The 20,845-nt window shown below is 49.7% G+C and carries 31 protein-coding genes and 2 pseudogenes; 30 read left to right on the top strand and 3 right to left on the bottom strand.

Translation table 11 applies throughout. From position 1 onward, the window contains the following. Positions 1–105 precede the first annotated feature (105 nt). From ribD to HMPREF3052_RS08365, 3 genes are all read right to left on the bottom strand, one after another. Positions 106–1,209 carry a bifunctional diaminohydroxyphosphoribosylaminopyrimidine deaminase/5-amino-6-(5-phosphoribosylamino)uracil reductase RibD gene (gene ribD / locus HMPREF3052_RS08375; RefSeq protein ID WP_003684609.1) on the bottom strand — a complete coding sequence of 368 codons (1,104 nt, stop codon included), beginning with the start codon at positions 1,207–1,209 and terminating at the stop codon, positions 106–108. A gap of 14 nt (positions 1,210–1,223) precedes the next feature. After that, entirely contained in the window at positions 1,224–1,676 is a 453-nt protein-coding gene (gene nrdR, locus HMPREF3052_RS08370) for a transcriptional regulator NrdR (RefSeq protein WP_070749483.1), read from the bottom strand. Between the two features lie 393 nt (positions 1,677–2,069). Next, on the bottom strand, positions 2,070–2,789 hold the full coding sequence (locus HMPREF3052_RS08365; protein WP_070749482.1) for a S24 family peptidase: 720 nt from the start codon (positions 2,787–2,789) through the stop codon (positions 2,070–2,072). 237 nt (positions 2,790–3,026) lie between these two features. Here HMPREF3052_RS08365 and HMPREF3052_RS08360 point away from each other — a divergent pair, with 237 nt between their 5' ends. The 30 genes and pseudogenes from HMPREF3052_RS08360 (at position 3,027) to HMPREF3052_RS08235 (ending at position 20,799) form a co-directional block, all read left to right on the top strand. Then, on the top strand, positions 3,027–3,275 hold the full coding sequence (locus HMPREF3052_RS08360) for a helix-turn-helix domain-containing protein (RefSeq protein WP_070749481.1): 249 nt from the start codon (positions 3,027–3,029) through the stop codon (positions 3,273–3,275). Positions 3,276–3,349: 74 nt separating this feature from the next. Then, a complete protein-coding gene (locus HMPREF3052_RS08355; RefSeq protein ID WP_070749541.1) occupies positions 3,350–5,350 on the top strand; it encodes a Mu transposase C-terminal domain-containing protein in 2,001 nt (666 codons plus the stop codon). 35 nt (positions 5,351–5,385) lie between these two features. Then, on the top strand, positions 5,386–6,300 hold the full coding sequence (locus HMPREF3052_RS08350) for an AAA family ATPase (protein ID WP_070749480.1): 915 nt from the start codon (positions 5,386–5,388) through the stop codon (positions 6,298–6,300). A 15-nt stretch (positions 6,301–6,315) separates the two neighbouring features. Continuing rightward, on the top strand, positions 6,316–6,558 hold the full coding sequence (locus HMPREF3052_RS08345) for a toxin PIN (RefSeq protein WP_070749479.1): 243 nt from the start codon (positions 6,316–6,318) through the stop codon (positions 6,556–6,558). A gap of 26 nt (positions 6,559–6,584) precedes the next feature. Continuing rightward, positions 6,585–6,809: a hypothetical protein gene (locus tag HMPREF3052_RS08340; protein ID WP_070749478.1), complete on the top strand. Its 225-nt coding sequence runs from the start codon at positions 6,585–6,587 to the stop codon at positions 6,807–6,809. 99 nt (positions 6,810–6,908) lie between these two features. After that, positions 6,909–7,064, top strand: a complete 156-nt coding sequence (locus HMPREF3052_RS11810) for a hypothetical protein (protein ID WP_004520477.1) — start codon at positions 6,909–6,911, stop codon at positions 7,062–7,064. A gap of 156 nt (positions 7,065–7,220) precedes the next feature. Continuing rightward, positions 7,221–7,388 (top strand): hypothetical protein, encoded by a 168-nt coding sequence (locus tag HMPREF3052_RS11805; RefSeq protein WP_168165947.1) that lies wholly within the window; start codon positions 7,221–7,223, stop codon positions 7,386–7,388. Then, entirely contained in the window at positions 7,388–7,861 is a 474-nt protein-coding gene (locus tag HMPREF3052_RS08335; RefSeq protein WP_070749477.1) for a hypothetical protein, read from the top strand. The genes HMPREF3052_RS11805 and HMPREF3052_RS08335 overlap by 1 nt, the downstream gene beginning before the upstream one ends. After that, positions 7,861–8,058: a pyrophosphate-energized proton pump gene (locus HMPREF3052_RS08330; RefSeq protein WP_070749476.1), complete on the top strand. Its 198-nt coding sequence runs from the start codon at positions 7,861–7,863 to the stop codon at positions 8,056–8,058. The genes HMPREF3052_RS08335 and HMPREF3052_RS08330 overlap by 1 nt, the downstream gene beginning before the upstream one ends. Positions 8,059–8,068: 10 nt before the next feature. After that, complete coding sequence (locus HMPREF3052_RS08325; protein ID WP_070749475.1) at positions 8,069–8,497, top strand: hypothetical protein; 429 nt, start codon at positions 8,069–8,071, stop codon at positions 8,495–8,497. Further along, positions 8,494–9,321: a hypothetical protein gene (locus HMPREF3052_RS08320; protein WP_070749474.1), complete on the top strand. Its 828-nt coding sequence runs from the start codon at positions 8,494–8,496 to the stop codon at positions 9,319–9,321. The genes HMPREF3052_RS08325 and HMPREF3052_RS08320 overlap by 4 nt, the downstream gene beginning before the upstream one ends. A gap of 1 nt (position 9,322) precedes the next feature. After that, positions 9,323–9,568, top strand: a complete 246-nt coding sequence (locus HMPREF3052_RS08315; protein WP_070749473.1) for a head morphogeneis protein — start codon at positions 9,323–9,325, stop codon at positions 9,566–9,568. Positions 9,569–9,585: 17 nt separating this feature from the next. Beyond that, the gene (locus HMPREF3052_RS11800; RefSeq protein ID WP_168162674.1) at positions 9,586–9,732 is read left to right on the top strand and encodes a hypothetical protein; all 147 of its coding nucleotides are present in this window, start codon (positions 9,586–9,588) and stop codon (positions 9,730–9,732) included. After that, positions 9,725–10,243, top strand: coding sequence for a host-nuclease inhibitor Gam family protein (locus tag HMPREF3052_RS08310; protein ID WP_070749472.1), 519 nt, complete (start codon positions 9,725–9,727; stop codon positions 10,241–10,243). The genes HMPREF3052_RS11800 and HMPREF3052_RS08310 overlap by 8 nt, the downstream gene beginning before the upstream one ends. 229 nt (positions 10,244–10,472) lie before the next feature. Then, the gene (locus HMPREF3052_RS08305) at positions 10,473–11,126 is read left to right on the top strand and encodes a hypothetical protein (protein ID WP_070749471.1); all 654 of its coding nucleotides are present in this window, start codon (positions 10,473–10,475) and stop codon (positions 11,124–11,126) included. Beyond that, positions 11,123–12,268, top strand: a complete 1,146-nt coding sequence (locus HMPREF3052_RS08300) for an XRE family transcriptional regulator (protein WP_070749470.1) — start codon at positions 11,123–11,125, stop codon at positions 12,266–12,268. Before HMPREF3052_RS08305 ends, HMPREF3052_RS08300 begins: the two co-directional genes overlap by 4 nt. A gap of 189 nt (positions 12,269–12,457) precedes the next feature. Next, positions 12,458–12,885: pseudogene (locus HMPREF3052_RS08295) on the top strand (phage protein GemA/Gp16 family protein). Further along, positions 12,866–13,295: pseudogene (locus tag HMPREF3052_RS08290) on the top strand (Mor transcription activator family protein). Before HMPREF3052_RS08295 ends, HMPREF3052_RS08290 begins: the two co-directional pseudogenes overlap by 20 nt. 141 nt (positions 13,296–13,436) lie before the next feature. Beyond that, positions 13,437–13,943, top strand: a complete 507-nt coding sequence (locus tag HMPREF3052_RS08285; protein WP_070749468.1) for a TIGR02594 family protein — start codon at positions 13,437–13,439, stop codon at positions 13,941–13,943. Then, complete coding sequence (locus HMPREF3052_RS11795; RefSeq protein WP_168165946.1) at positions 13,940–14,113, top strand: hypothetical protein; 174 nt, start codon at positions 13,940–13,942, stop codon at positions 14,111–14,113. Before HMPREF3052_RS08285 ends, HMPREF3052_RS11795 begins: the two co-directional genes overlap by 4 nt. 33 nt (positions 14,114–14,146) lie before the next feature. Continuing rightward, entirely contained in the window at positions 14,147–14,383 is a 237-nt protein-coding gene (locus HMPREF3052_RS08280; protein WP_070749539.1) for a hypothetical protein, read from the top strand. Further along, positions 14,355–14,774 (top strand): hypothetical protein, encoded by a 420-nt coding sequence (locus tag HMPREF3052_RS08275; RefSeq protein ID WP_070749467.1) that lies wholly within the window; start codon positions 14,355–14,357, stop codon positions 14,772–14,774. Before HMPREF3052_RS08280 ends, HMPREF3052_RS08275 begins: the two co-directional genes overlap by 29 nt. Then, positions 14,671–14,988 carry a hypothetical protein gene (locus tag HMPREF3052_RS12150; protein WP_210399514.1) on the top strand — a complete coding sequence of 106 codons (318 nt, stop codon included), beginning with the start codon at positions 14,671–14,673 and terminating at the stop codon, positions 14,986–14,988. The genes HMPREF3052_RS08275 and HMPREF3052_RS12150 overlap by 104 nt, the downstream gene beginning before the upstream one ends. After that, positions 14,985–15,314, top strand: coding sequence for a hypothetical protein (locus HMPREF3052_RS08265; protein ID WP_070749465.1), 330 nt, complete (start codon positions 14,985–14,987; stop codon positions 15,312–15,314). Before HMPREF3052_RS12150 ends, HMPREF3052_RS08265 begins: the two co-directional genes overlap by 4 nt. Positions 15,315–15,325: 11 nt before the next feature. Beyond that, positions 15,326–15,592 (top strand): hypothetical protein, encoded by a 267-nt coding sequence (locus tag HMPREF3052_RS08260; RefSeq protein WP_070749464.1) that lies wholly within the window; start codon positions 15,326–15,328, stop codon positions 15,590–15,592. After that, on the top strand, positions 15,589–15,786 hold the full coding sequence (locus HMPREF3052_RS08255; protein ID WP_070749463.1) for a hypothetical protein: 198 nt from the start codon (positions 15,589–15,591) through the stop codon (positions 15,784–15,786). Before HMPREF3052_RS08260 ends, HMPREF3052_RS08255 begins: the two co-directional genes overlap by 4 nt. A 1-nt stretch (position 15,787) precedes the next feature. Beyond that, positions 15,788–16,291 (top strand): DUF1804 family protein, encoded by a 504-nt coding sequence (locus HMPREF3052_RS08250; protein WP_070749462.1) that lies wholly within the window; start codon positions 15,788–15,790, stop codon positions 16,289–16,291. 2 nt (positions 16,292–16,293) lie between these two features. Beyond that, positions 16,294–17,955, top strand: coding sequence for a phage terminase large subunit (gene terL, locus HMPREF3052_RS08245; protein ID WP_283126970.1), 1,662 nt, complete (start codon positions 16,294–16,296; stop codon positions 17,953–17,955). Beyond that, positions 17,955–19,523 (top strand): DUF935 domain-containing protein, encoded by a 1,569-nt coding sequence (locus tag HMPREF3052_RS08240; protein WP_070749461.1) that lies wholly within the window; start codon positions 17,955–17,957, stop codon positions 19,521–19,523. Before terL ends, HMPREF3052_RS08240 begins: the two co-directional genes overlap by 1 nt. Then, the gene (locus HMPREF3052_RS08235) at positions 19,510–20,799 is read left to right on the top strand and encodes a phage minor head protein (protein ID WP_070749460.1); all 1,290 of its coding nucleotides are present in this window, start codon (positions 19,510–19,512) and stop codon (positions 20,797–20,799) included. Before HMPREF3052_RS08240 ends, HMPREF3052_RS08235 begins: the two co-directional genes overlap by 14 nt. Positions 20,800–20,845: the final 46 nt, after the last annotated feature.

Raw genomic sequence — 20,845 nt, 5'->3', positions numbered from 1 at the left:
ATACACTAAAGTCATTATAATATATTGACGAAAAAATTACATTTATTGCTATGTAAATAATATATATATTCTATTGAAAGTAATTTTATTATTAAGTTTAGGCAATTAGATGGATTTTTTCCGGAGAACCCATTTAATGTCCTGTCCGATGATTTCTACTGATTGACTTTGCCAAGGGCTGTCTGAAAGTAGGACGGCCGGATTTTCAGAAAGGGAGAAAAGAGGTTTGCCTGCGCCTAACAGTTTCGGCGCTTGGTAGAGGACGATTTCATCTACCAAGTCATCCTTCAGGAAGGCTGAAGCAAGTGTGGAGCCGGCTTCTACCAGAACTTCGCCAAAGCCAAACTCTGCCAGTTGCGGCATGAGTGAAAGAAGATTGATGCGGCCGTTGATGTGTTCAGACGGCCTGATGATGCGGATATGTTCAAATGTGCGTAGAGCCTGCAAACGTTGTTCGTCTGAGGAAAGGGTAACGATAACGGTCGGGCTTTCAGTATCGGTAACGAGGTGGCAGTCCAAAGGGATTTGCAGTCGGCTGTCCAAGACGATACGCGCAGGTTGGCGCAGGGTGGGGAAGCTGCGGACGTTGAGTTTCGGGTTGTCGGCAAGTACGGTACCGATACCGGTCAAAACGGCGCAACTTTCGGCACGGAGAATTTGTACGTCTTCGCGTGCTGCTTCGCCGGTAATCCAAAAGCTGCGGCCGTCTGAAAGGGCGGTTTTGCCGTCTAAACTGGCGGCGCATTTGAGGCGGACAAACGGTCTGCCGCGTTCGATACGCGACAGGAAACCGCGGTTGAGTTCGCGTGCCTGAGCTTCCAACAAACCGCTTTCGGTACGTATTCCGGCGGCTTCCAGCATAGATAAGCCTTTGCCTGCGACCAACGGGTTAGGGTCAGTCATGGCGGCGACCACGCGCGTTACGCCGGAATGAACCAGCGCTTCGGCACATGGCGGTGTGCGACCATAATGGCTGCAAGGTTCCAGCGTGACATAGGCGGTTGCGCCTTTTGCCGCCGCTCCGGCCTGCCTCAACGCATGAACTTCAGCGTGCGGTTCGCCTGCTTTGACGTGGAAACCTTGTCCGACGATTTGGGCACCGTGTGCAATTACGCAGCCGACGCGGGGATTGGGGGAAGTGGAAAACCGCCCAAGTTTGGCCAGCTCGAGGGCGGTTTGCATCATTTGGGTATCAAGTGCGGAAAACATGGTTTCAGACGGCCTTATTTGGCTTTGCATTCGGCGATGACTTGGGTGAATTCGGAAACGTCTTTAAAGCTTTTATAGACAGACGCGAAGCGGACATAAGCGACTTGGTCGATTTTTGCCAGCTCTTCCATTGCCATTTCGCCGACGATGTGCGAAGCGACTTCTTTTTTGCCCAAACGGTAGAGGCGTTGCTCGATAAGGGCAACGGTTTCATCGATTTGTTCTTGCGTAACAGGGCGTTTGTGCAGCGCGCGCTCAAGGCTGGTCTGCAGTTTGTGCGGATTAAAGGGAACCCGTGTGCCGTCGGATTTGATGACTTGCGGCATCCGCACTTCAACGGTTTCAAAGGTGCTGAAGCGTTGTCCGCATTCCAAGCATTTGCGACGGCGACGGATGCTGTTGGTGTCTTCCAGCCATCGCGAGTCGGTTACTTGTGTGTTGGGGTGTTGGCAAAACGGGCACTTCATCGGGTTTCCTTGTCATACGCTCGGCAAGGTCGCTAAGCAATTGAATTTATTGTTTGTGATCTATTATTGTAGCGGATTGCGCTATTTTCGTATAGTAAAGGCTTTTTCGCTGGATTAAGTATAAAAAGGCCGTCTGAAAGGGCAACTTGAGTGAAGTTGAGCTTTTCAGACGGCCTTGAGTTTTTTGTGGGGGACTGTTAGTTTTTGCACAAGGAACAAATAGAGTAAAAAAACGCTGAAATCTCGGAAAGACGTGGATTTCGGCGTTTTTTTGTATCCTGAAAAGTTACGCCAGCTTTTTCACAAAACCGCGCCGGAATGCGCGGTTTTTTGTTGAAAGCTGACGGGATTGGGAATTTTTTAAAACTATTTTAAGAGGTTTTTAAAATAGTTTTAATCAATACTCCGGCCATACCACTCTACGCGGCCGATGATGGCGATATCGTCTTGGGTATTACTCAAATCTATTTCAAACGGTGCGTAACGTGGATTTTCGGACGTTACAAGCAGTTTGCCCGGTATGCGTTGCACACGTTTGACAAAGAGGTCATTGCCTATACGCAAGACATATAGGCCGTCACGCGGGTCGGTTTCGGCGTGATTGATGAGAATGGAATCCCCATGATTGAGCACGCCCTCCATTGAATCGCCTTTAACGGTAATTACAGACAGCTTTTCCGGCTGTTTGGTCACATAGTTGTCAATCCAATATTTCCGGAAAGCCAAGCAGAACAAAGGTTCTTCGCTGAAGACCGGTGCGCCATACCCTGCTGCTGCGGCTACGTTGTAGCGCGGCACGAATACAAACTCTGACAAGTCGACAGGGTTGCCCATAGTGTCAGTAATTCCATCAGAATTTCTGCTTACAGAGAATGCTCCGGCGTTTTCCGGCCTAGCTTTATCAAGATACGGCAAGCCTTTGCCGGTCAGCAGCCAGTTTAAATCACACCCGGTAGATTCTTGAATCTTTATAAGGGTTTCAGTGTTTGGAAGGCCGTCGTTATACCAAATCCGGTTAAATCCAGGCGGGCTCATTCCAATATCTCTTGCAATAACCGCAGGCTTTGGGTTATCGCGCCATAAGTAGGTCAATCTCTCTTTAAAAGTATTCATAAGCTATCTCTATATGTGGTTGCATACATAAAAATATCTATGCAACTTTCTATGCAACTAAATGTATTTGGTTGCATAAAATTAATTCATTTAATAAACAAAAACATACGGAAAACCTAAGCGAAAGTTTATATTTTTCTCTATGCAACCGCTTTACATATTATCCGGTTGCATATATTATTCAATCAACCAAGAACAAACGGTTAGAAAAACGGTTTAACGTATGGAGTAAGTGAAATGGTACAAAAAAACGCAGATTGGCACCGCGCAGATATTGTTGCGGCACTCAAAAAACGTGGTTGGTCAGTAAGAGCTCTTAGTGTTGCATCCGGCTTGTCGCCAAATACATTGAAAGGCGCATTGCAATTCCCTTATTTGAAAGGAGAAAAAATCATTGCAGATGCAATAGGCGTCCCACCTGAAGTAATTTGGCCGACACGCTATGAAGAACGTAATTTCAGGCCAGTATTAAGTGCTTCGCACTAATTATACGCAGATGTTTAAAAGAAATCATGCAAATGATTACAAATGAACTAAAAGCGGGATAAGTGGAGTTTTATATGCAAACAGATAGTCTTTCATCATCAGAACTCGCAAATTTACGGTTGCCAAATCTACAAGTATCAAGACAGGCGATTGAGAAGCGAGCCAAGACACAAGGCTGGCCGTACATCGAAGAGGTTGGCAAAGCGCGTGGAGGCCGTCTGAAAAAATACTTAATCGCTTCCCTCCCTGCAGAAATCCGGGCAGCCATCATGAAGCGGCAGTCGGACGAGCTGGCGGAGAAGATGCCGAAAATGTTGCCCCAAGTCAGACCGGGGACGGCGATGTCGGCTCAGGCACTGGCTGAAGCGGCCAAGCTGTTGAATGAGAAACAACGGTCAGTGGCGGATGCGCGATGTGCGGTGGTGGCGGCGGTACTGGGTATCAAATATCAATACGGTTGCTCTGCGAAGGCTGCGGTGGCTCAGTTTTTGGGCTTGCTGGCAGAAGGTAAGTTGGACGCGGTCACGCTTGGGAACTTGGAAAAGGCCAATGACCGCAGCCGGTCGGCAAAGGTTGGCGAACGTACTTTAGACGGCTGGATATCTGCTTATTTGAAAGCGGAAAACGCGACGGAGCGGTTGGTTGCTTTGGCTCCGAAGACGACGAAGGCGGTCAAGCCGATTGAGAGCTACGGATGGTTGCCGATGTTTATGCAGTTTCACAACATCCCTTCGGCTCCGAAACTGGCACACAGCTACCGCCGGTTTGTGCAGTGGGCTGAAGCGGAAAATATGCCGGTCAATGATGTGCCTAACTTGAGTATGGTGCGGCGCGTTTGGGACAAGCTGCCGCTGATTATGCAGGAGCGCGGCAGGAAAACGGGGGCGGCTTATAAATCGCTGCTGCCTTATGTGAAACGTGATTGGGGGGCTTTGAAGCCGAACGATGTTTGGATCGGCGACGGCCACAGTTTTAAGGCGAAGGTGGCGCATCCGGTACACGGCAGGCCGTTTAAGCCGGAAGTGACGGTGATTATTGATGGTTGTACGCGGTTTGTGGTGGGTTTTTCGGTATCTCTCGCTGAAAGTTGTGTGGCGGTATCGGACGCTCTGCGTATCGGGGTCAAGCACTTTGGTTTGCCGATTATCTACTACTCGGATAACGGCGGCGGTCAGACCGGCAAGACGATAGACCATGAAATCACGGGTATTACGTCCCGATTGGGTATCTGCCATGAAACGGGTATCGCGGGCAACCCGCAAGGCCGAGGCATCATCGAGCGATGGTGGAAAGACAATCTGATTGAGATGGCGCGCCAGTATGAGACGTTTGCGGGCGCAGGGATGGACAGCAGCACGAAGAATCTGATGTACCGCAAGATGGAAAGTGCTTTTAACGCTTTGGAAAAAGGCAAGGATTTAACGGAGGAACAACAGAAATATTTGAAAAAACTGCCGAGCTGGTCGCGTTTTATCGCGGATGTGGTCAAGTGTATCGATGATTACAACAACCGTCCGCACGGCGAGCTGCCCCGACATCCGGACGGCGGACATTACACGCCGAAGGCTTATCGGGCAATGAGGCTGGAACAGGACGGTATCGCGCCGGATATGTTGTCGGCGGAAGAGCTGGCGACGATGTTCATGCCGCAAGAGGTGCGAAAGGTACAGCGCGGTTGGTTGGATTTGTTCAACAACTCTTATTTCTCAACCGAGCTGGCGGAGTATCACAAGGACGAGGTACGGGTCAGCTACGATTTGGACGATGCGTCGGTGGTCAATGTGTTTGATATGGACGGCAAGTTTATTACTAAGGCGCAGGCCAACGGCAATACCCGCGAGGCTTTCCCGACGGCTCGTATCGACCAACTGGCGGAAAAACGCCGAAAAGGCAAAATCAAGCGGGCGGAAAATGCAATCAAGCTTGCAAACGCGGAAGTCAATCCGGCACTGGAACAGGCGGCAGCTTGGGACGAGCTGGGAAATTTGGGCGGAAACGTCATCGAGGCGGAGTATGCGGTATTGCCGAAAACGGGCACAGACGATTTTGTGCTGTTTGAGGCGGATAGAAGTTAAAACGGTTTTAAATCTCTTTTAAAAGGACTAAAAAAATGAAACAAATCAATCATACATTGCAACAAAAACTGGCTGAATTTAAAGCCAAATCAGGCATGAACCAAACTCAACTGGCACGCGGTATCGGTACTTCACCGGCATCAATCAGTATGTATCTCAATGGCACTTATGCGGAAAAAGGCGGTAATTATGAAACCATCGAACCGAAAATCGAAGCGTTTTTGGAGATGCAGGACAGCAAAGCGCGACGTGAAGAGCTGGTGTTGGGTTTTGTATCGACTAAGACGACACGCCGCATTGCGGAAGTGATGCGCGATGCGCACGAAGGCGGCGAAACGGTGGTGATCTACGGTCAGGCTGGCTTGGGCAAGACGCAGGCGGTCAAAAACTACTGCGAGAAAAACCCTGCGGCCATCTTGATTGAGGCTAATCCGAGCTTTACGGCTTTGGTCTTGATGCGCAAGTTGGCGACAGCGGCGAAGGTATCGGCGATGGGCAGTTTGAATGATTTGTTTGAGTCTGTATCTGACCGCCTGCGTGATTCGGGCCGTCTGATTGTGGTCGATGAAGCGGAAAACCTGCCGTTACGCGCCCTTGAAATTGTACGCCGTCTGCACGATGAGACGGGCTGCGGTTTGGTGTTGAGCGGTATGCCGAAGCTGGTGGCGAATTTGCGCGGTAAGCATGGCGAATTGGTGCAGCTTTATAGCCGCGTGTCTGTTGCGCTGAATTTGGGCGAATCTTTGCCGGATGACGAACTCTTTGAGATTGCAAAAGCGGCTTTGCCTGATGCGGACGAAGAAACGCTCTTGGAACTGGTTAAACATAGTAACGGCAATACGCGCCGGATGAGCAAATTGATGCGCGGCGCGGTACGCACGGCGAACAAGAACGGTATCAAGATGCAGGCCGGTATCGTTAAGAAATACAGCTCCCTGATTATCCGATAAGAAAGGCTGTCTGAAATGAGACAAGAATATGCGGTACACGCCGGAGTCTATGAGGACACTTGGCACGATTATGAAACCCATAAACGTCGCAAGATTTGGCGGGCGGATGTGAGCGGCAAGCGCAAAGAAGGCTTTGCATGGTTGCAAATCCGCCGACTGCGGAAGCGATTTGAAAGCAAAGAGGAAGCCAAGGAATGGGCTGCTCAAGTGAAGGCGGATTGGGTACGCAATAATTTTTTTGCCTTGAGAAAATATTAAGTAATTGATTTATAAGGAAATAGGAAATGTCTACTGTGTTTTACAAGCGGATGTTGTTTGGAGCGGCTGTGTCGGTTTGGGCTGTGTTTTTCGTATCGATGTTGCGCGGTTGTGCTCCGGAACTATCGGAAGCGAAGTTGGAAATGTCGCGCCGCGAGCGTATGGCGGATTTGGAGGCTAAAGCCTTGGGCGAGCAATACGAGTCAATGAGCGTAGAGGAAAAAATGAAAGGGATTGTTTATGAGCGATAAGCCATTGAGCCCTACGGCGAAACGAGAGGCTTTGGATCGGGCGGTAAAGGAAATCCGCGCGAAATATGGCGATAAGGCGATTATGAAAGGATGTGTGAAATGAGTTTCGGACGACGTAATACGGATTGGCAGGCTTGGGGACAACACCGCAGGCGTGCGACGGCGCGAATGGCGCAAAAAAGCCGAGAGCGTGAAATCGAGGAATATCAGGCACGTTTTAAACGGCCTGCCGAGAAGAAGGAGGAGAAAAAATGATTTGGCTTGAAATGCTGGCCCGAATCGTCGTGTTGCACATGATAGGCGAAGGCCATGACGGGTATGACGACAATTAAAACGGTAAACCGTTGATGTTGCTCTATATTTTTTTGCCTTATTGAAAATATAAGGTATTGATTTAAAAGGAATTTAAAAATGAATGCAAAAGAAATCACCGAATGGATCGAAGACCGTGGCGAGCTGATGGTTATGAAGAAGGACGGCGAAGGCTTTGTAATCGCTGCGCGGTCGCCGGACGGGATGTGGAAAACGGCGGAAGCGGAAACTTTGGCTCGGGCGATAACTTTATGGGAGGAAGTGTGATGAATATTACTAAACCAAATAAAGAAGACCTTGGCGCAGTATGGGAACTGGTCGCGTTTTTAAACAAAATTGCTCAGGGTTTGAATCCAGTTTATCAACCTGCCGACCCAGAGGATGAAGACGATTTCGAATATCTGAGCAATGCGCCTGCGGATGAAGTGTTTGAAGCTTTGGAATATAAGTATGCCAACGCCAATTTGCCTTGGATTATGACCGTATTGGATACCTTGCTGTCTTCGAATAACGACATTGTTGACCAAGAATCTAGTGTTTTGGATTTTTCCCCGAAATTTAAACAGGCTGTAAAGGATACGGAAAGACTGGATTTTTTGATTGAAGTCGGGTCAGCCGAATTTTCAAAACAAAATGGCCAGAAAACCTGTTGCTACTTAACCGAATACGGCATTAGAGGCTATGGAAGCAATTACCGCGAAGCATTGGATGATGTGATGAAAGAGTGGAAGGAGATGTGATGACTACCGGAATGATGATTTATCTCTTGATCTGCGGGCTGATTGGTTTGGCACTGGTGGTTTTGGCACTGATGAGCCTGATTGAAAACTGGTTTAAGAAGTGCACTAAAGCGGTTGTTTTGGATGTCTGCGGTATGTTTGGGGGGTTGGTTGTTGTTTTTATAGCGTTTTTAGCAATTATTGGGGTGGTTAAATAAAGGAGCGGCTATGAACATCGAAAAATTCAACCCGAAAAAAGACCCTAAATATAACAGTTTTATTTATCGGTTTTTGAAAAGGTACAAAAAAATAATACCACATAGCGGTATGCCGGTTATCGCCAAATTTGACACACTGGGTATTTGGCGAATCGGTTGGCATGATACTGGCGGATGGTTTATCGGTGCTCCAATCGGTTTTTCGCCTGGCGAAAAGGTAGAGATTTATGCGTTTAAACCGGGCGGGAAAGTCATTGAAGAAGTCAAATGGAGTGATTACCAGCGTATCGGAGGCTGTGCCATTAATGAATTTGCGCATAAATGGCGCGAAATTAATAAAAACAGTCGTTGTTGCGAATATTGTGGTCAATGGATTCGGCGAAAAGTCAAAACTGAAAAAATTATCCGTCGCCGCGATGTTTGGGAGATTGAAACATGATTTGCCGTTGTCCTAACTGCGGGGCGGCCAACAGCTTGGATAGCTTGGTCAGCGATGCTGAAGCAGCCGAAGTGCTGAAGATGTTGCTGGAACTTGATGCCGATATCGGGAAAGCGGCTATCCGCTACATTGGTCTCTTCCGCCCCGGAAAGAGCCAGCTCTCTTGGGGGCGAACCGCGAAACTGCTGAATGAGTTGCTGCCGATGATTAAGGCGCAGGAGGCGGCACGCGACGGGGTTTGTTTCCCTGCCCCTGCCGAGGCTTGGATTCACGGTTTTAATGAAACCGTTAATGCCCGCGACCAAGGCCGTCTGAAACTGCCCTTAAAGTCGCATGGTTATTTGCTGGAGATTGTCAGCCAGTGGCAGGGTTCGGGGTTGCCCTCTCCCCAGCCCTCTCCCACGGGGAGAGGGAGCGAAGGCGGCGCACCGTCAAAACTGCGGCAGGGTGTGGCGGCCTTGGGCGAATGGGCAGGAAATGATTGGGCAAAACGGGAAATCGCTTCAGGCTTTGCATTGCTCGCCGCGCTCAATCTACCCAACCGACCGGCAGCGCAGGATATGCCGGTAGTCGCGGAAATTTGGTATCGGAAACTGATGGAGAAAAAAGAAATCGTCTCGCCGGAGTATGACCCGATACGGATTCAGACGGGGTTTAAGGTATTGCAGGCGGCGGAAACATGGCCGCACCCTGCCGAACTGCTCCGCAACCTGCCGCCACGGATGATACCAAGGGCGATGCTGGCAAAGCCCGCGCCGGATAAGGAAAAAGGCCGTCAGAAAATGGCGGAAGTGAAAGATGTTTTAAACAAGAAAGGTAAGTGAAATGGAAAATGTATATTTTACAAGTAATAACCGAATATCGGACTTAATCAGTCAACTAGAAAAGTTGAAGGCAGAGCACGGCGATTTGGTAATAACTAGAAATTATTTGCGAGGAGGAGTTAGAGATATTGATTTAACAGAGTTTAAGGTTGCCTATATCAGACCGAAGGAAAAACGCGAAAGAATATTGGCTTATCGTATTGGGACACACCAAGTCGGTGATTTAAAGGTCTTAAGAATTTTATAGTTTAAAAGGAAAAAATCATGATTGAACCGCACGAGTACCGTCTATTGGACGAATATTTAGAGCAAGACTGGGATGCCTTTATCAGTTTTGCTGAAACTAAAGGATTTGAAGCAAGCGAAGTATATCAACTACTCAACAAACTGGAGGAAAAAGCAAATGGCTAAAACCCGAATCAAACAACCCGCTATCGAAGCGGCGCAAGACAAAGCGGAAGTAACCGCGTTTATCCGTCAAATCGGCGACTTGCAGCGCGAAGTCAAACGCTTGGAAACCGAAGCTGGAGACAAAAAAGCGGTCATCGAAGAAGAATATGCCGCCAAAGCCGCGCCGATGTGTGCCGAAATCATGAGCCTGACCGAGCGCGTGGCCGCCTACTGCGAAGCGCATAAAGACGAGCTGACCGACAACGGCAAAACCAAAACCGTCGACTTTACCACCGGCCTGATTAAATGGCGTATCCGCCCGCCGTCGGTCAAGGTTACCGGCGTGGCCGCCGTACTGGCGTGGCTCTCCGAAAAATCCGCCTTTGCCAAGTTTGTGCGCACCAAGAAGGAAATCGACAAAGACGCCATCTTGAACCAGAAAGAACGCTTTTCAGACGGCCAAGTGCCGGGGATTAAGATTGTGAGCGGCGTGGAGGATTTTGTGATTGAACCGACGGAACAAATTCTATAAAATCAACAGCCTGATTTCAATTCAGTGTGTTGAAACGTGATTGAGCCGACGGAACAGGAGTTAGCTTGCTGAAAGGCCGTCTGAAAACAGTTTGAATACTGTTTCAGACGGTTTTTTTTGTTTTCTATTTGCTTGATTGTGGGGGGTAATGTTGAAATATGCTGACTTGTATTGAAAACGAAATTTTTTTATTGTATATTCATCATAACGAAATATGAAGGAGGTTTTGATGAATTTTACGAAATCTGAATCTATCGGCGATTTGTTAGTGCAACATATTCCTAAAGAGCTTATTTTGGCTTTGCAGGAGGCTTTTTTAATTGGTTCTACCCGTGCTTATCATGGAGTAGAACATACACATCCGGGACATGTTAAAAATGTTTTGGGTCAATTACGGCATTTTGAACTGAATGAGGCATTTCATACGGTTATGCAAAGTCATAACTTAGAGGTTTCTGAATTAAAGGGGAACAATATTGTTGTTGCCAAATCAGGAATATGGAATATCTGTAGAGCGACAGCAAACGATGAAAAATGGCATGCAGTTAAACGAAGCAGAGCCCGGCAACTGCTGGCTCATAAGAACATGTTTATTGAGTCGCTTGTTTACCGTGATTTATTTGAGGATAATGTCGCACCTCTGGAAGGCACGGTATTTTTTGTTACAAGCTTTTCTGGAAGCATGGATAATATGCCGGAGCAACCGGTTTCGATACAAATTGCTGTTTGTGATAGTGAAATGAATAACTGGTTATTTGTAGAACATATTGAACAATTTTTAGAGCGTTATTCTGTCGTTGGGAAAATGGAGGTCGAGAAGCAAATCGATTTGGCCAAACCATCTCTCAAAAAGAAAGGCAGAGATACGGGTACATTAGGATGAGCAGACAGGGTGTAACGGGCTTTAATGCTGCACGTTTGGAGCAGATTATGGCAGTTAGAAGGCAGACGCAGGCACAACTTGCGGCTATGGTGGGTGTGTCTTCTGCAACGATGAGCAAGTGGAAAAACGGATTACACGCACCTGATGCCAAAACTTTGGAGCGACTGGCTTCGGTATTGAATGTCTCGGCAGAGTGGTTTACACGTCCGATGACGGCAGGGGTGGAGCGGCCTTTGTTTCGCAGTAATGCTTCGGCTCATGCGCAAGCACGTAGTATGTTGGAGGAGCGTGCCAATTGGGTAAAAGATATTATTTCGGATTTGACGGAGTATATGGATTTTCCCGTTTTGAATATTCCTCAACGTCATTTTGAAAGCCCTGAAGAGATTTCACAAGAGGATATTGAGGAGGCTGCTCTTGAGTTTCGTAAGAATATGCAGCTGGGACTTGCACCTATTCAGGATTTGACCTTAGCTGCAGAGGGAGCTGGGGTTTTTATCGTTAGAGAGCAAACAGGTGTTTCAGCAATTGAGGGGCTCTCTACTTGGACGGTAGATGGAAAACCGGTAATTCTGCTTTCTTCTGATAAAGAAAATGCTTTCCGTAGCCGGTTTGATTTGGGGCATGAATTAGGCCATCTGATTCTGCATAAACATATTCCGGCAACAATCAGGCACCACTATCACAAATTAATGGAGCAGCAGGCACATGCTTTTGCTGGGGCATTATTACTGCCGGCAGAAAGTTTCTCTATGAAGATACGGATTCCTACCACTTTAGACGATTTATTGCTTAAAAAACAATATTGGGGGGTTTCTGTTGCTGCGATGATTATGCGTCTGTATCAACTGGATATGATTGACGATCATACTAAGCAGAATTTATTTAAGAGAATATCGATGCGATGGGGCAGAAAAGCCGAGCCGGGAGATGGGGACAGAAAGCCTGAAGAACCACGGTTGCTGAGAAGAAGTATGGAGTTATTAATACAGGAAAATATCATCAGCCTTGATAATGCGGTCGAGTATTTCGGTATAGGGCAGACTGATTTACTGAACCTACTGAATCTTGATGATGATTTTTTTGAAGCGAAACGCAACAAGAAGGTTATCCCTTTTTTAAAAGTAAAATCCCAATCATAGAAAGTATGATTTAGATAGTTTAAAGGCCGTCTGAAAACAGTTTGAACGCTGTTTCAGACGGCCTTTTTGTATCCCAACCCTTCACAAAAAACAGTTGCTTAAATCAATATATAGTAGATTTTTCGGTAAATATGACATAAAATACACAACATATTGTGTTTTAAGGAATTGGCCGTGAACGTGCAAAAGCTGCGCCGCAGCCTGATTGCCAAAATCAAAATCGCGCAAAAGGAGTTGGGTTTGGACGATGCCACTTACCGCGCAGTGTTGGAGCGCGTAACGGGCAAGCGGTCGTGTGCGGATATGGATGTTTCTGAACTTGAGTCTGTTGTCGCTGATATGCGGTCGCACGGATTTAAGCCTAAAGCAAAAGGTAACCCACACGGTAAACCACATCTGCGTCGGACATCATCAGCGGCAATGTTGGACAAAGTCGAAGCCCTGCTAACCGTCGGCGGCAAACATTGGAACTACGCGCATGCGATGGCGCGGCGGATGTTTGGTAAGGATAAGGTCGAATATTTAGACGATACGCAGCTACATAAACTGGTTGCTGCATTGCAGATTGCAGAAAACAGGAAACGGGGAAAGTAGAAGATGGGGTTCGAAAAAGTTGAACATTTATTGCCGAACACGGTATTGGAAATTGTAGATGTCATCGGATTGGCTGCAACCGAGCAGCTGGTCAAGGCGATTGGCGGGGCGCGGTTTAAATTTGGTAAGGGCAAGGTGGACACCGAGCGTTTGGCAATTTTGGTCGAAGCCATCGGCGAAGTGAAAACGCATGAGCTGTTGCGGGTATATGGTGGCGAGGAATTGTATGTCCCACGGTGCGGCAAGGCTTTAATACAGTTGAGAAACCATAGGTTTTATCAGGAGTTTGTCAAACTGCGCGATATTGATAAGGAGAGCGGGCTTATGGCAATGACGAAGCTATGCCCTAAATATGGCATCTCTTCACGAACGGGATATACGATTATCAATGAAATTGAGCCGACCTGCGGCACAGCAGGCAGCTTTATTTTAGGCAGTGATGTGTGACCAGGCTTTGGCCGTCTGTATTCAGACGGTCTTTTTTTTGGTCTGTCGGGTTTGAAACATCTACCGTTCGGGACGATGGGTTAAAGACGGTTTAATGGGGTTTTAAAACTATCTATTTGAGGTATTTATGGCCCCGCAGAAAGAACTCCCTTGGATTGCTGAAGCGCGAAAGTATATCGGTCTGACAGAAATCCCCGGTAAAAACCACAATCCGACCATTTTGAATTGGCTTCACGGCTTGAAGGCTTGGTGGAAAGACGATGAAACGCCGTGGTGCGGCGTATTCGCAGCCCATTGCCTGCGAGCCGGTAACCGAGACATCCCGAAGGATTGGATGCGCGCAAAAGAATATGCTTTTTGCGGTAAACGCCTTACCAAGCCTGCTTACGGCTGTTTGGTCGTGTTTACGCGCCAAGGCGGCGGTCATGTTGGTTTTGTTGTCGGCAAGGACAAGGCGGGCAATCTGTTGGTTTTGGGCGGCAATCAAGGCAACCGCGTCAGCATCGCGGCATTTCCGACGTCCCGTGTGGCTGCGTATGTATGGCCGTCTGTCGGCGGTGCGCTTCTTGACCCTGCTCCGGAGCGTTACGACCTGCCATTGGGCGGTGCGGCACTGAGCAGGAGCGAGGCATGAAAAAGTCTTTTATTGCTCTGGCATTGGCGGCATTGAAACCGCAGGTGCCTGAATTTGAGATTAAACCTGCCCGCGTGGGCAATCTGAAACAACATCCGTCTATGCGCCTGGGCAAGTCGGGCGTGGCGGCTGCCAAACGTGCGGCGCGTAAACGCAAGGCGAGAAAGTAAGAAATATGATTGACGGTTGGGATGGTTATTAAGATGCGTATTTTTGACATTTTTAAAAACCCTGCGACAGGCAATGTGTCGCACTCGAAGCTGTGGGCAAACGTTGCCTGCGCGGCTGGGACGTTTAAATTTGTGATGTTGCCCGATCCGTCGGCGGAGATTTGGGCGGTGTATTTGGGCATTGTGGGCGGCTATGCGGTGGCGCGTTCGTTTGTCAGCGTCAAACGTCAGGAGGTTGAGAATGAATCTCGTGAAACTGCTGGCGAATAACTGGCAACCGATTGCCATCATCGCGCTTGTCGGCACGGGTTTGGCGGTGTCGCACCATCAAGGCTATAAGTCGGCATTTGCAAAGCAGCAGGTGGTCATCGACAAGATGGAAAAAGACAAAGCGCAAGCCCTGCTGTTGTCGGCTCAAAACTACGCGCGCGAGCTGGAACAAGCCCGCAAAGAAGCAAAACAATCTGAAGCCAAGGCGCACTCCGTCGGCGTGGCTTTGGCACAAAAGCAGGCGGAAGTCAGTCGTCTGAAAACGGAAAACAAAAAGGAAATCGAAAATGTCCTTACTCAAGACCGTAAAAATGCAAGCGGTAATTGTATTGACGGCTTTGGCCATCACGGCCTGCAGCTCTACAAGCGCGCCCTCGGCTACGGAAATTAAGGTTGTCGAAAAGGCGGTCATGCCGACACCGCCCGCTGCGTTGATGGTTGCGCCGGTGCGCCCACATCCGCCGAAAGATGGCAAGACGGCAACGCTGCTCGAACATGCCGCTGAGTTTGGCGGCTATGTTTCGGAACTGGAAAACCAAAATCAGGCTTGGCGCGACTGGGTCAACAGTCAAGTGGCAGTTGACGGTTCGGAGGGTGTGCGATGACGACTTATCGTGATTTGGTGCAACGTACGGTCGCCTGCCGCCATGCGGACTTGGAATTGGGCTTAAGCCGCGCACGCGAGCAAGAGCCGTTTGTCATTCATGTTTCCGACCTGTTGGATAAGGCCGGTATTGAGTACGCGGTCCGTATGGATAAGGATTTTCAGACGACCTTTTGTGTGGAGTTTTCCGCGACTGCTCCTGCTGATGTGATTGGTATTTTGCGAAAGTATTATTCAGTCTTTTTTGACGGCCAAAAGGTCGAGGCGGCTAGTCGTCATCCCGAAGGCTACTCCGTCCGTATCGTATTCGGCGATGTGCCGGTTTAAAGGGGTTTTAAATGGACTTTGAATTTGGTTTTAAAACCATTTGGCCGCTCTTGACGGCGGCGTTTTGGTTTTGGGTCAACGGCATTTCGGGTCGTCTGAAAGAGGCGGACAAGCGTATCGACGACCTTAAAGAGGAACTGCACGCGGTCAAGCTCTCTTATCACACCAAGCAGGATGCCCAAGCCGACCGCAAAAATATTGCGGCGGCTTTGGAACGAATTGAAAACAAGTTAGAAAAAGTAAACGAAAAACTGGACAGGAAAGCGGACAAATCATGAAAGACCCGATTTTGGAAGCCTTGGCGCGTATTGAAGCAAAGCAGGATGACATGCTCGCCAATCAGGCGCGCATGGACGAAGAATTGCGGCAAATTAAGAAAGACTGCAAGAAATCTGCTGCGGTTTACGGCGGTCTCGGCGGCGTGATTGTAACGACCGGCTGGGAGTTGCTGCGAGCCAAGTTCGGGGGCTGATATGGCACATCCGAAAGAAACCCGCGAAAAGCTGCGCCGACTGTACGTCAGTGACGGCCACACGCTCGAAATTGCGGCGATGATGTGCGAAATCCCGACAGCTACCGCCCGTAGTTGGAAACGTGCCGCCAAAGAGACCGGCGACGATTGGGACAAAGTACGCGCAGCCCATACTTTGGCCGGAAGCGGCATCGAAGACTTGAGCCGTTCGCTACTGGCGGGTTTTTTAGTTCAATACCAATCAACGATGACGATGTTGCAAGACACGTCGGTCGAGGAGTTGATGCCGTCCGAGCGCGCCAAATTGTTGGCGAGCCTGTCGGATGCGTTTACCAAGACCGTGGCGGCAAACAAGCGGGTATTGCCTGAAGTTCAAGAATCTGCGATTGCCATTAAAGTCATCGAAAAGCTGTTTGCCTATATTGCCGACCAACATCCAGATATGTTGGCTGCATTTGATACGGTATTGCAAGGCTTTCAAACTGTCATTGAGAAAGAGTTTTAATCATGCAGGGAAAATTAAGCCAATCCGAACTGCGTGCCCGAATGTCCGCCATCCGGGCAGACATCAATCGGCGCATCAGTGCGGCGGATATCGGATTATCTGCTGCGCCTGCGGATATTGCCGAGCGTCGCGCCAAAGTGATGCAGTGTACGCCCGAGGCTTTCCGTTTTTTCTGCAAGACTTATCTGCCGCATTATTTCCCCGACGACAGCGAATCTGTTTTCCATACATGGGCATACACAGAGCTACCCGAAATCGAAAAAGAGCCGGAGTCGGTCTTGCAGGGTTGTGCGGCATCGCGCGGCGAAGCGAAAACATCGCTGACCGTACAGGCGTTTGCCCTTTGGCGCGAAGTGCGCAATGCCAAACACAATACCGTCATCGTATCTGACACCGAAGACCAAGCCGACGCCATCGTCGAGGCCATTAAAACTGAACTGACCGACAATCCCGCGTTGCAGTTGGACTTTCCTGAAGTCTGTGGGCAGGGGCAGGTATGGCGTATCGGTGAAATCCGAACCCGCCAAAACAACCAATTCAAAGCCTATGGCGCGGGACAAGGCATTCGCGGCGCGAAAAAAGGCGAGGTGCGCCCCGATGCGGTCTATCTCGACGATTTGGAAAATGAAAAACATTCCGAAAACATCCGCCTGCGCGACAAACTGACCAAGTGGATAGGCAGCGTTATCAATCCTTTGGGCGGCGCGGGTGCGAAGTGCGACATTTTGTATGTCGGTACGATTTTATGTTTGGACAGTGTATTGGCGCGGGTGTTGAAAAATCCGTTTTGGCGCAGTGTGCGCTTTTCCGCCATCATGAAGTGGCCTGTCAATATGGATTTGTGGGCGGAATGGGAAAACATCTACCGCAACACGCCAAAAGAAAACCGCGCCAACGAAAAGGCGGCTCAGGCGTTTTACGAAGCAAACGAAGCGGCAATGTTGGAAGGCAGCGAAGTGAGTTGGAGCAAACGACCGCTTCTCGCCCTGATGAAAATCCGCGCCCGCGACGGCATCCATGTTTTTAACTGCGAGTACCAAAACCAGCCGGGCAATCCCGAAAATGCGATTTTTGCTGATTATTTGGACAACTGTTATTACCGCACCCTGCCGCATGATGTCGTGTATTTTGGCGCGGTTGATCCTTCGTTGGGCAAACAGGGCAAAGGCACAGACCCATCCGCCATTTTAGTCGGTGGCTACCAACGCGCCACTGGCACGCTGTTTGTGGTGGAGGCGTCCATCAAGAAGCGTGTCCCGAGTCTGATTATTCAGGATGTCATCAGAATGCAAAAGCAGTACGGCTGCCTACTGTGGGTCATCGAAACCGTCCAGTTTCAAGAATTTTTCAAAGACGAACTGATTAAAGAGGCAGCAAAACAGGGGACACATGTTCCTGCGCGTGGAGTCAAACCAAGCGCAGAAAAAGTGATGAGGATTGAAAGTATACAACCGCATTTTGCCAACGGATTTATCAAACTGTTACCGGAGCAGCGTGTATTGATTGAGCAGTTGCGGGAGTTCCCCGATGCCGACCACGACGACGGCCCCGATGCGTTGCATATGCTGTGGTCGGTGGCGGTGGCGAATTGTGTGCCGATAGAATGGCAAAGCCCTACCGATAACGATTTTGGTGACGAGATAAAAAGTAAATGGAGCCGATAATGGCAAAAAAGAACAATAAAACTAAAATCCAAAAGCCCGAAGCTGCATTGCAGACGGACGTGGCTCAAATTACGGCGACCGGTCGAGTTATCGCCGAACATCCGTCCAATTTTATTACGCCACAAAAGATGCGCGCCCTCTTCGAGGACGCGGAAAGCGGCGACATCCGCGCCCAACACGAGCTTTTCGCGGACATTGAGGAGCGCGACAGCGACATCGCGGCAAATATGGGTACGCGCAAACGCGCGCTGCTGACGCTCAACTGGCGCGTCGCCCCGCCGCGAAATGCGACGCCCGAAGAAGAAAAGCTGTCCGACCAAGCCTACGAAATGATGGACAGCCTGCCTACCCTCGAAGACCTGATTATGGATTTGATGGACGCTGTCGGGCACGGATTTTCTGCGTTGGAGGTCGAGTGGGTATTTTCAGACGGCCTTTACCTACCCCGAAACTTTATCCACCGCCCGCAAAGCTGGTTCAAATGGGACAAAGACGACGGGCTGCTGCTACGTACCCGCGAAAATCCGGAAGGCGAAGCGTTGTGGCCGCTGGGCTGGGTCGTTCATACCCAAAAATCGCGCAGCGTCCAGCAGGCGCGCAACGGGCTTTTCCGCACGCTTGCCTGGCTGTATATGTTTAAGCATTACGCCGTGCATGATTTTGCCGAGTTTTTGGAGCTTTACGGCATGCCCATCCGTATCGGCAAATACGGGGCGGGTGCAACGGAGGAAGAAAAACGTACGCTGTTGCGCGCGGTTGCCGAAATCGGCCACAACGCGGCGGGCATCATGCCCGAAGGCATGGAAGTCGAGCTGCATCAAGCGGCCAGCGGCACGACTGCCACCAGCAACCCGTTTTTGCAGATGGCCGACTGGTGCGAAAAATCCGCCGCGCGCCTGATTTTGGGGCAAACGCTCACCAGCGGAGCCGACGGCAAAAGCAGCACTAATGCGCTGGGCAAAGTGCACAACGAGGTGCGCCGTGATTTGCTGGTGTCGGATGCCAAGCAAGTGGCACAGACCATTACCCAACAGATTATCTTGCCCTACCTGCAAATCAACCATCCTAATACCGACCAGAACCGCATACCCAAATTTGAGTTTGATACGCGCGAGGCGGAGGACATTGCGGTAATGGCCGAAGCCATCCCTAAGCTGGTGGACGTGGGCGTTCAAATCCCGGAGAGTTGGGTGCGCGACAAGCTGGTAATTCCCGAGCCTGCCGAGGGCGAGCGGGTGCTGGCGCGTGTGGTGCCGGATAATCCCGTGCATCAAGCTGCGCTGGCGGCATTGTCCGCACGCATACCGGCAGGCCGCCCCGCCGCCCGCGAGCAGCAGGTATTGGACGGCTCATTGGACGAGGCGTTGGAAATGCCCGACTTTAACGCGCAGCTCAATCCGATTATCAAACAGGCGGTGGCCGCGCTGGCAGCGTGTGATAGCTACGAAGAGGCAGATGCCGCCTTGACCGCGCTCTACCCGCAGTTGGATAACCAAACCCTGCAAGGCTATATGCAAAATGCGCTGTTTTTGAGCGATCTGTTGGGGCAAGCCAATGCCAAGCATTAAGTTTGCCCTCGGCCTCAAACCTGCAAAAGCGATTGAGTGGCTGCAAGCCAAAGGCGTGACCGCCGAAAGCTACCGCAACCTGACGGCCTCGGAAATCGCCAAGGTGTACACCATCGCCCGCATAACCGATTTGGATATGCTCAACGATATCAAGCAATCCATGATTAAGGCGGCCGACAACGGGCAAGCATTTGCCGATTGGCGCAAAGACATCTTGCAGCACCTGCAAAACAAAGGCTGGCTGCACCCTAACGGCCACGATGGCAAAGTTATTATTGACCCGACCAGCGGCGAAGTATTTGGTGCGCCGCGCCGGTTGGAAAATATCTACCGCACCAATATGCAGACGGCTTACAGTGCCGGCCAATATCAAGGCTATATGGCCAACATCGACAGCCGCCCGTATTGGATGTATGACGCAGTGGGCGACCACCGCACACGACCGGCACACGCTGCGATGGATGGCTTGGTGTACCGCTACGACGACCCGTTTTGGGCAACCTTTTACCCGCCCAACGGCTATCGCTGCCGCTGCTCGGTGATTGCGTTGAGTGAGCGCGATATGCAACGCGACGGCAAAGTGTTGAGCCAGTCGGGCGAACATAATTTGGTGGAGACCCATAAGGTCTACAACAAAAAAGGCGACAGCTACCCGACGATTGCCTATAAAGCACCCGACGGCAGCCTGCACACCACCGACCGTGGTTTTGGCTACAATGCCGGCCGCATGAATTACCGGCCGAATTTAGACCAATACGACCGTGGTTTGGCGCATGAGTTTGCAAAGGCGGAAATGGGCGGTGCGGAATTTAAGGCGGTGTTTAAACAGCTTTCGGAAGAGTTTTATGAAGTGAAAGGCCGTCTGAAAATTGACGGCAAGCCTGATAATGCCGAAAAAATCGACATCCGCAACAAGTTGTCGCGGCAAGTGAAATTTGCGGCAGGCGTGTTGAGTAAAGAAGTGCAACAACGTACGGGGTTGAAGCGGGCGACTGTTTGGTTATCGGACGATACACTGATTAAGCAGGTGGATAGCCGAGAGGGGCAAGGTTTTGCGGAGGATTATTATGCTTTTCTGCCTGAATTTTTGGCTAATCCAGACCATATTATCAGAGATGGCAGAGAGTTGATTTTTACAACTCAACGCAATCAGGAATATTTATGGGCGGTTTTGAAGTATATCGACGACGTGGAGGAAGTATATTTGCAGTCGTACCGAATCAGTAATGAGAAAGAAATCAGAAAACTAATGGAAAAGAAAGAAGTGTTGAAGTAAGACATCGGGCAAGGCTCGAAATCACTTGCACACGCTCTCGGTCACC

The sequence above is a fragment of the Neisseria sp. HMSC056A03 genome (genome assembly GCF_001815685.1).
Classification (GTDB): domain Bacteria; phylum Pseudomonadota; class Gammaproteobacteria; order Burkholderiales; family Neisseriaceae; genus Neisseria; species Neisseria subflava.
This window is presented reverse-complemented; position numbering and strand designations above follow the sequence as displayed.

Coding starts and splice junctions, on each gene's coding strand:
- HMPREF3052_RS08335 (WP_070749477.1), top strand. CDS start 7,388: ATGAATATTACTAAACCAAATAAAGAAGACCTTGGCGCAGTATGGGAA.
- HMPREF3052_RS11800 (WP_168162674.1), top strand. CDS start 9,586: ATGATTGAACCGCACGAGTACCGTCTATTGGACGAATATTTAGAGCAA.
- HMPREF3052_RS08285 (WP_070749468.1), top strand. CDS start 13,437: ATGGCCCCGCAGAAAGAACTCCCTTGGATTGCTGAAGCGCGAAAGTAT.
- nrdR (WP_070749483.1), bottom strand. CDS start 1,676: ATGAAGTGCCCGTTTTGCCAACACCCCAACACACAAGTAACCGACTCG.
- ribD (WP_003684609.1), bottom strand. CDS start 1,209: ATGTTTTCCGCACTTGATACCCAAATGATGCAAACCGCCCTCGAGCTG.
- HMPREF3052_RS08355 (WP_070749541.1), top strand. CDS start 3,350: ATGCAAACAGATAGTCTTTCATCATCAGAACTCGCAAATTTACGGTTG.
- HMPREF3052_RS08345 (WP_070749479.1), top strand. CDS start 6,316: ATGAGACAAGAATATGCGGTACACGCCGGAGTCTATGAGGACACTTGG.
- HMPREF3052_RS08305 (WP_070749471.1), top strand. CDS start 10,473: ATGAATTTTACGAAATCTGAATCTATCGGCGATTTGTTAGTGCAACAT.
- HMPREF3052_RS08250 (WP_070749462.1), top strand. CDS start 15,788: ATGGCACATCCGAAAGAAACCCGCGAAAAGCTGCGCCGACTGTACGTC.
- HMPREF3052_RS08240 (WP_070749461.1), top strand. CDS start 17,955: ATGGCAAAAAAGAACAATAAAACTAAAATCCAAAAGCCCGAAGCTGCA.
- HMPREF3052_RS11795 (WP_168165946.1), top strand. CDS start 13,940: ATGAAAAAGTCTTTTATTGCTCTGGCATTGGCGGCATTGAAACCGCAG.
- HMPREF3052_RS08275 (WP_070749467.1), top strand. CDS start 14,355: ATGAATCTCGTGAAACTGCTGGCGAATAACTGGCAACCGATTGCCATC.
- HMPREF3052_RS08325 (WP_070749475.1), top strand. CDS start 8,069: ATGAACATCGAAAAATTCAACCCGAAAAAAGACCCTAAATATAACAGT.
- HMPREF3052_RS12150 (WP_210399514.1), top strand. CDS start 14,671: ATGTCCTTACTCAAGACCGTAAAAATGCAAGCGGTAATTGTATTGACG.
- HMPREF3052_RS08300 (WP_070749470.1), top strand. CDS start 11,123: ATGAGCAGACAGGGTGTAACGGGCTTTAATGCTGCACGTTTGGAGCAG.
- HMPREF3052_RS08330 (WP_070749476.1), top strand. CDS start 7,861: ATGACTACCGGAATGATGATTTATCTCTTGATCTGCGGGCTGATTGGT.
- HMPREF3052_RS11810 (WP_004520477.1), top strand. CDS start 6,909: ATGAGTTTCGGACGACGTAATACGGATTGGCAGGCTTGGGGACAACAC.
- HMPREF3052_RS08365 (WP_070749482.1), bottom strand. CDS start 2,789: ATGAATACTTTTAAAGAGAGATTGACCTACTTATGGCGCGATAACCCA.
- HMPREF3052_RS08310 (WP_070749472.1), top strand. CDS start 9,725: ATGGCTAAAACCCGAATCAAACAACCCGCTATCGAAGCGGCGCAAGAC.
- HMPREF3052_RS08320 (WP_070749474.1), top strand. CDS start 8,494: ATGATTTGCCGTTGTCCTAACTGCGGGGCGGCCAACAGCTTGGATAGC.
- HMPREF3052_RS08260 (WP_070749464.1), top strand. CDS start 15,326: ATGGACTTTGAATTTGGTTTTAAAACCATTTGGCCGCTCTTGACGGCG.
- HMPREF3052_RS08340 (WP_070749478.1), top strand. CDS start 6,585: ATGTCTACTGTGTTTTACAAGCGGATGTTGTTTGGAGCGGCTGTGTCG.
- HMPREF3052_RS08315 (WP_070749473.1), top strand. CDS start 9,323: ATGGAAAATGTATATTTTACAAGTAATAACCGAATATCGGACTTAATC.
- HMPREF3052_RS08255 (WP_070749463.1), top strand. CDS start 15,589: ATGAAAGACCCGATTTTGGAAGCCTTGGCGCGTATTGAAGCAAAGCAG.
- HMPREF3052_RS08265 (WP_070749465.1), top strand. CDS start 14,985: ATGACGACTTATCGTGATTTGGTGCAACGTACGGTCGCCTGCCGCCAT.
- HMPREF3052_RS08350 (WP_070749480.1), top strand. CDS start 5,386: ATGAAACAAATCAATCATACATTGCAACAAAAACTGGCTGAATTTAAA.
- HMPREF3052_RS08235 (WP_070749460.1), top strand. CDS start 19,510: ATGCCAAGCATTAAGTTTGCCCTCGGCCTCAAACCTGCAAAAGCGATT.
- HMPREF3052_RS08360 (WP_070749481.1), top strand. CDS start 3,027: ATGGTACAAAAAAACGCAGATTGGCACCGCGCAGATATTGTTGCGGCA.
- HMPREF3052_RS11805 (WP_168165947.1), top strand. CDS start 7,221: ATGAATGCAAAAGAAATCACCGAATGGATCGAAGACCGTGGCGAGCTG.
- terL (WP_283126970.1), top strand. CDS start 16,294: ATGCAGGGAAAATTAAGCCAATCCGAACTGCGTGCCCGAATGTCCGCC.
- HMPREF3052_RS08280 (WP_070749539.1), top strand. CDS start 14,147: ATGCGTATTTTTGACATTTTTAAAAACCCTGCGACAGGCAATGTGTCG.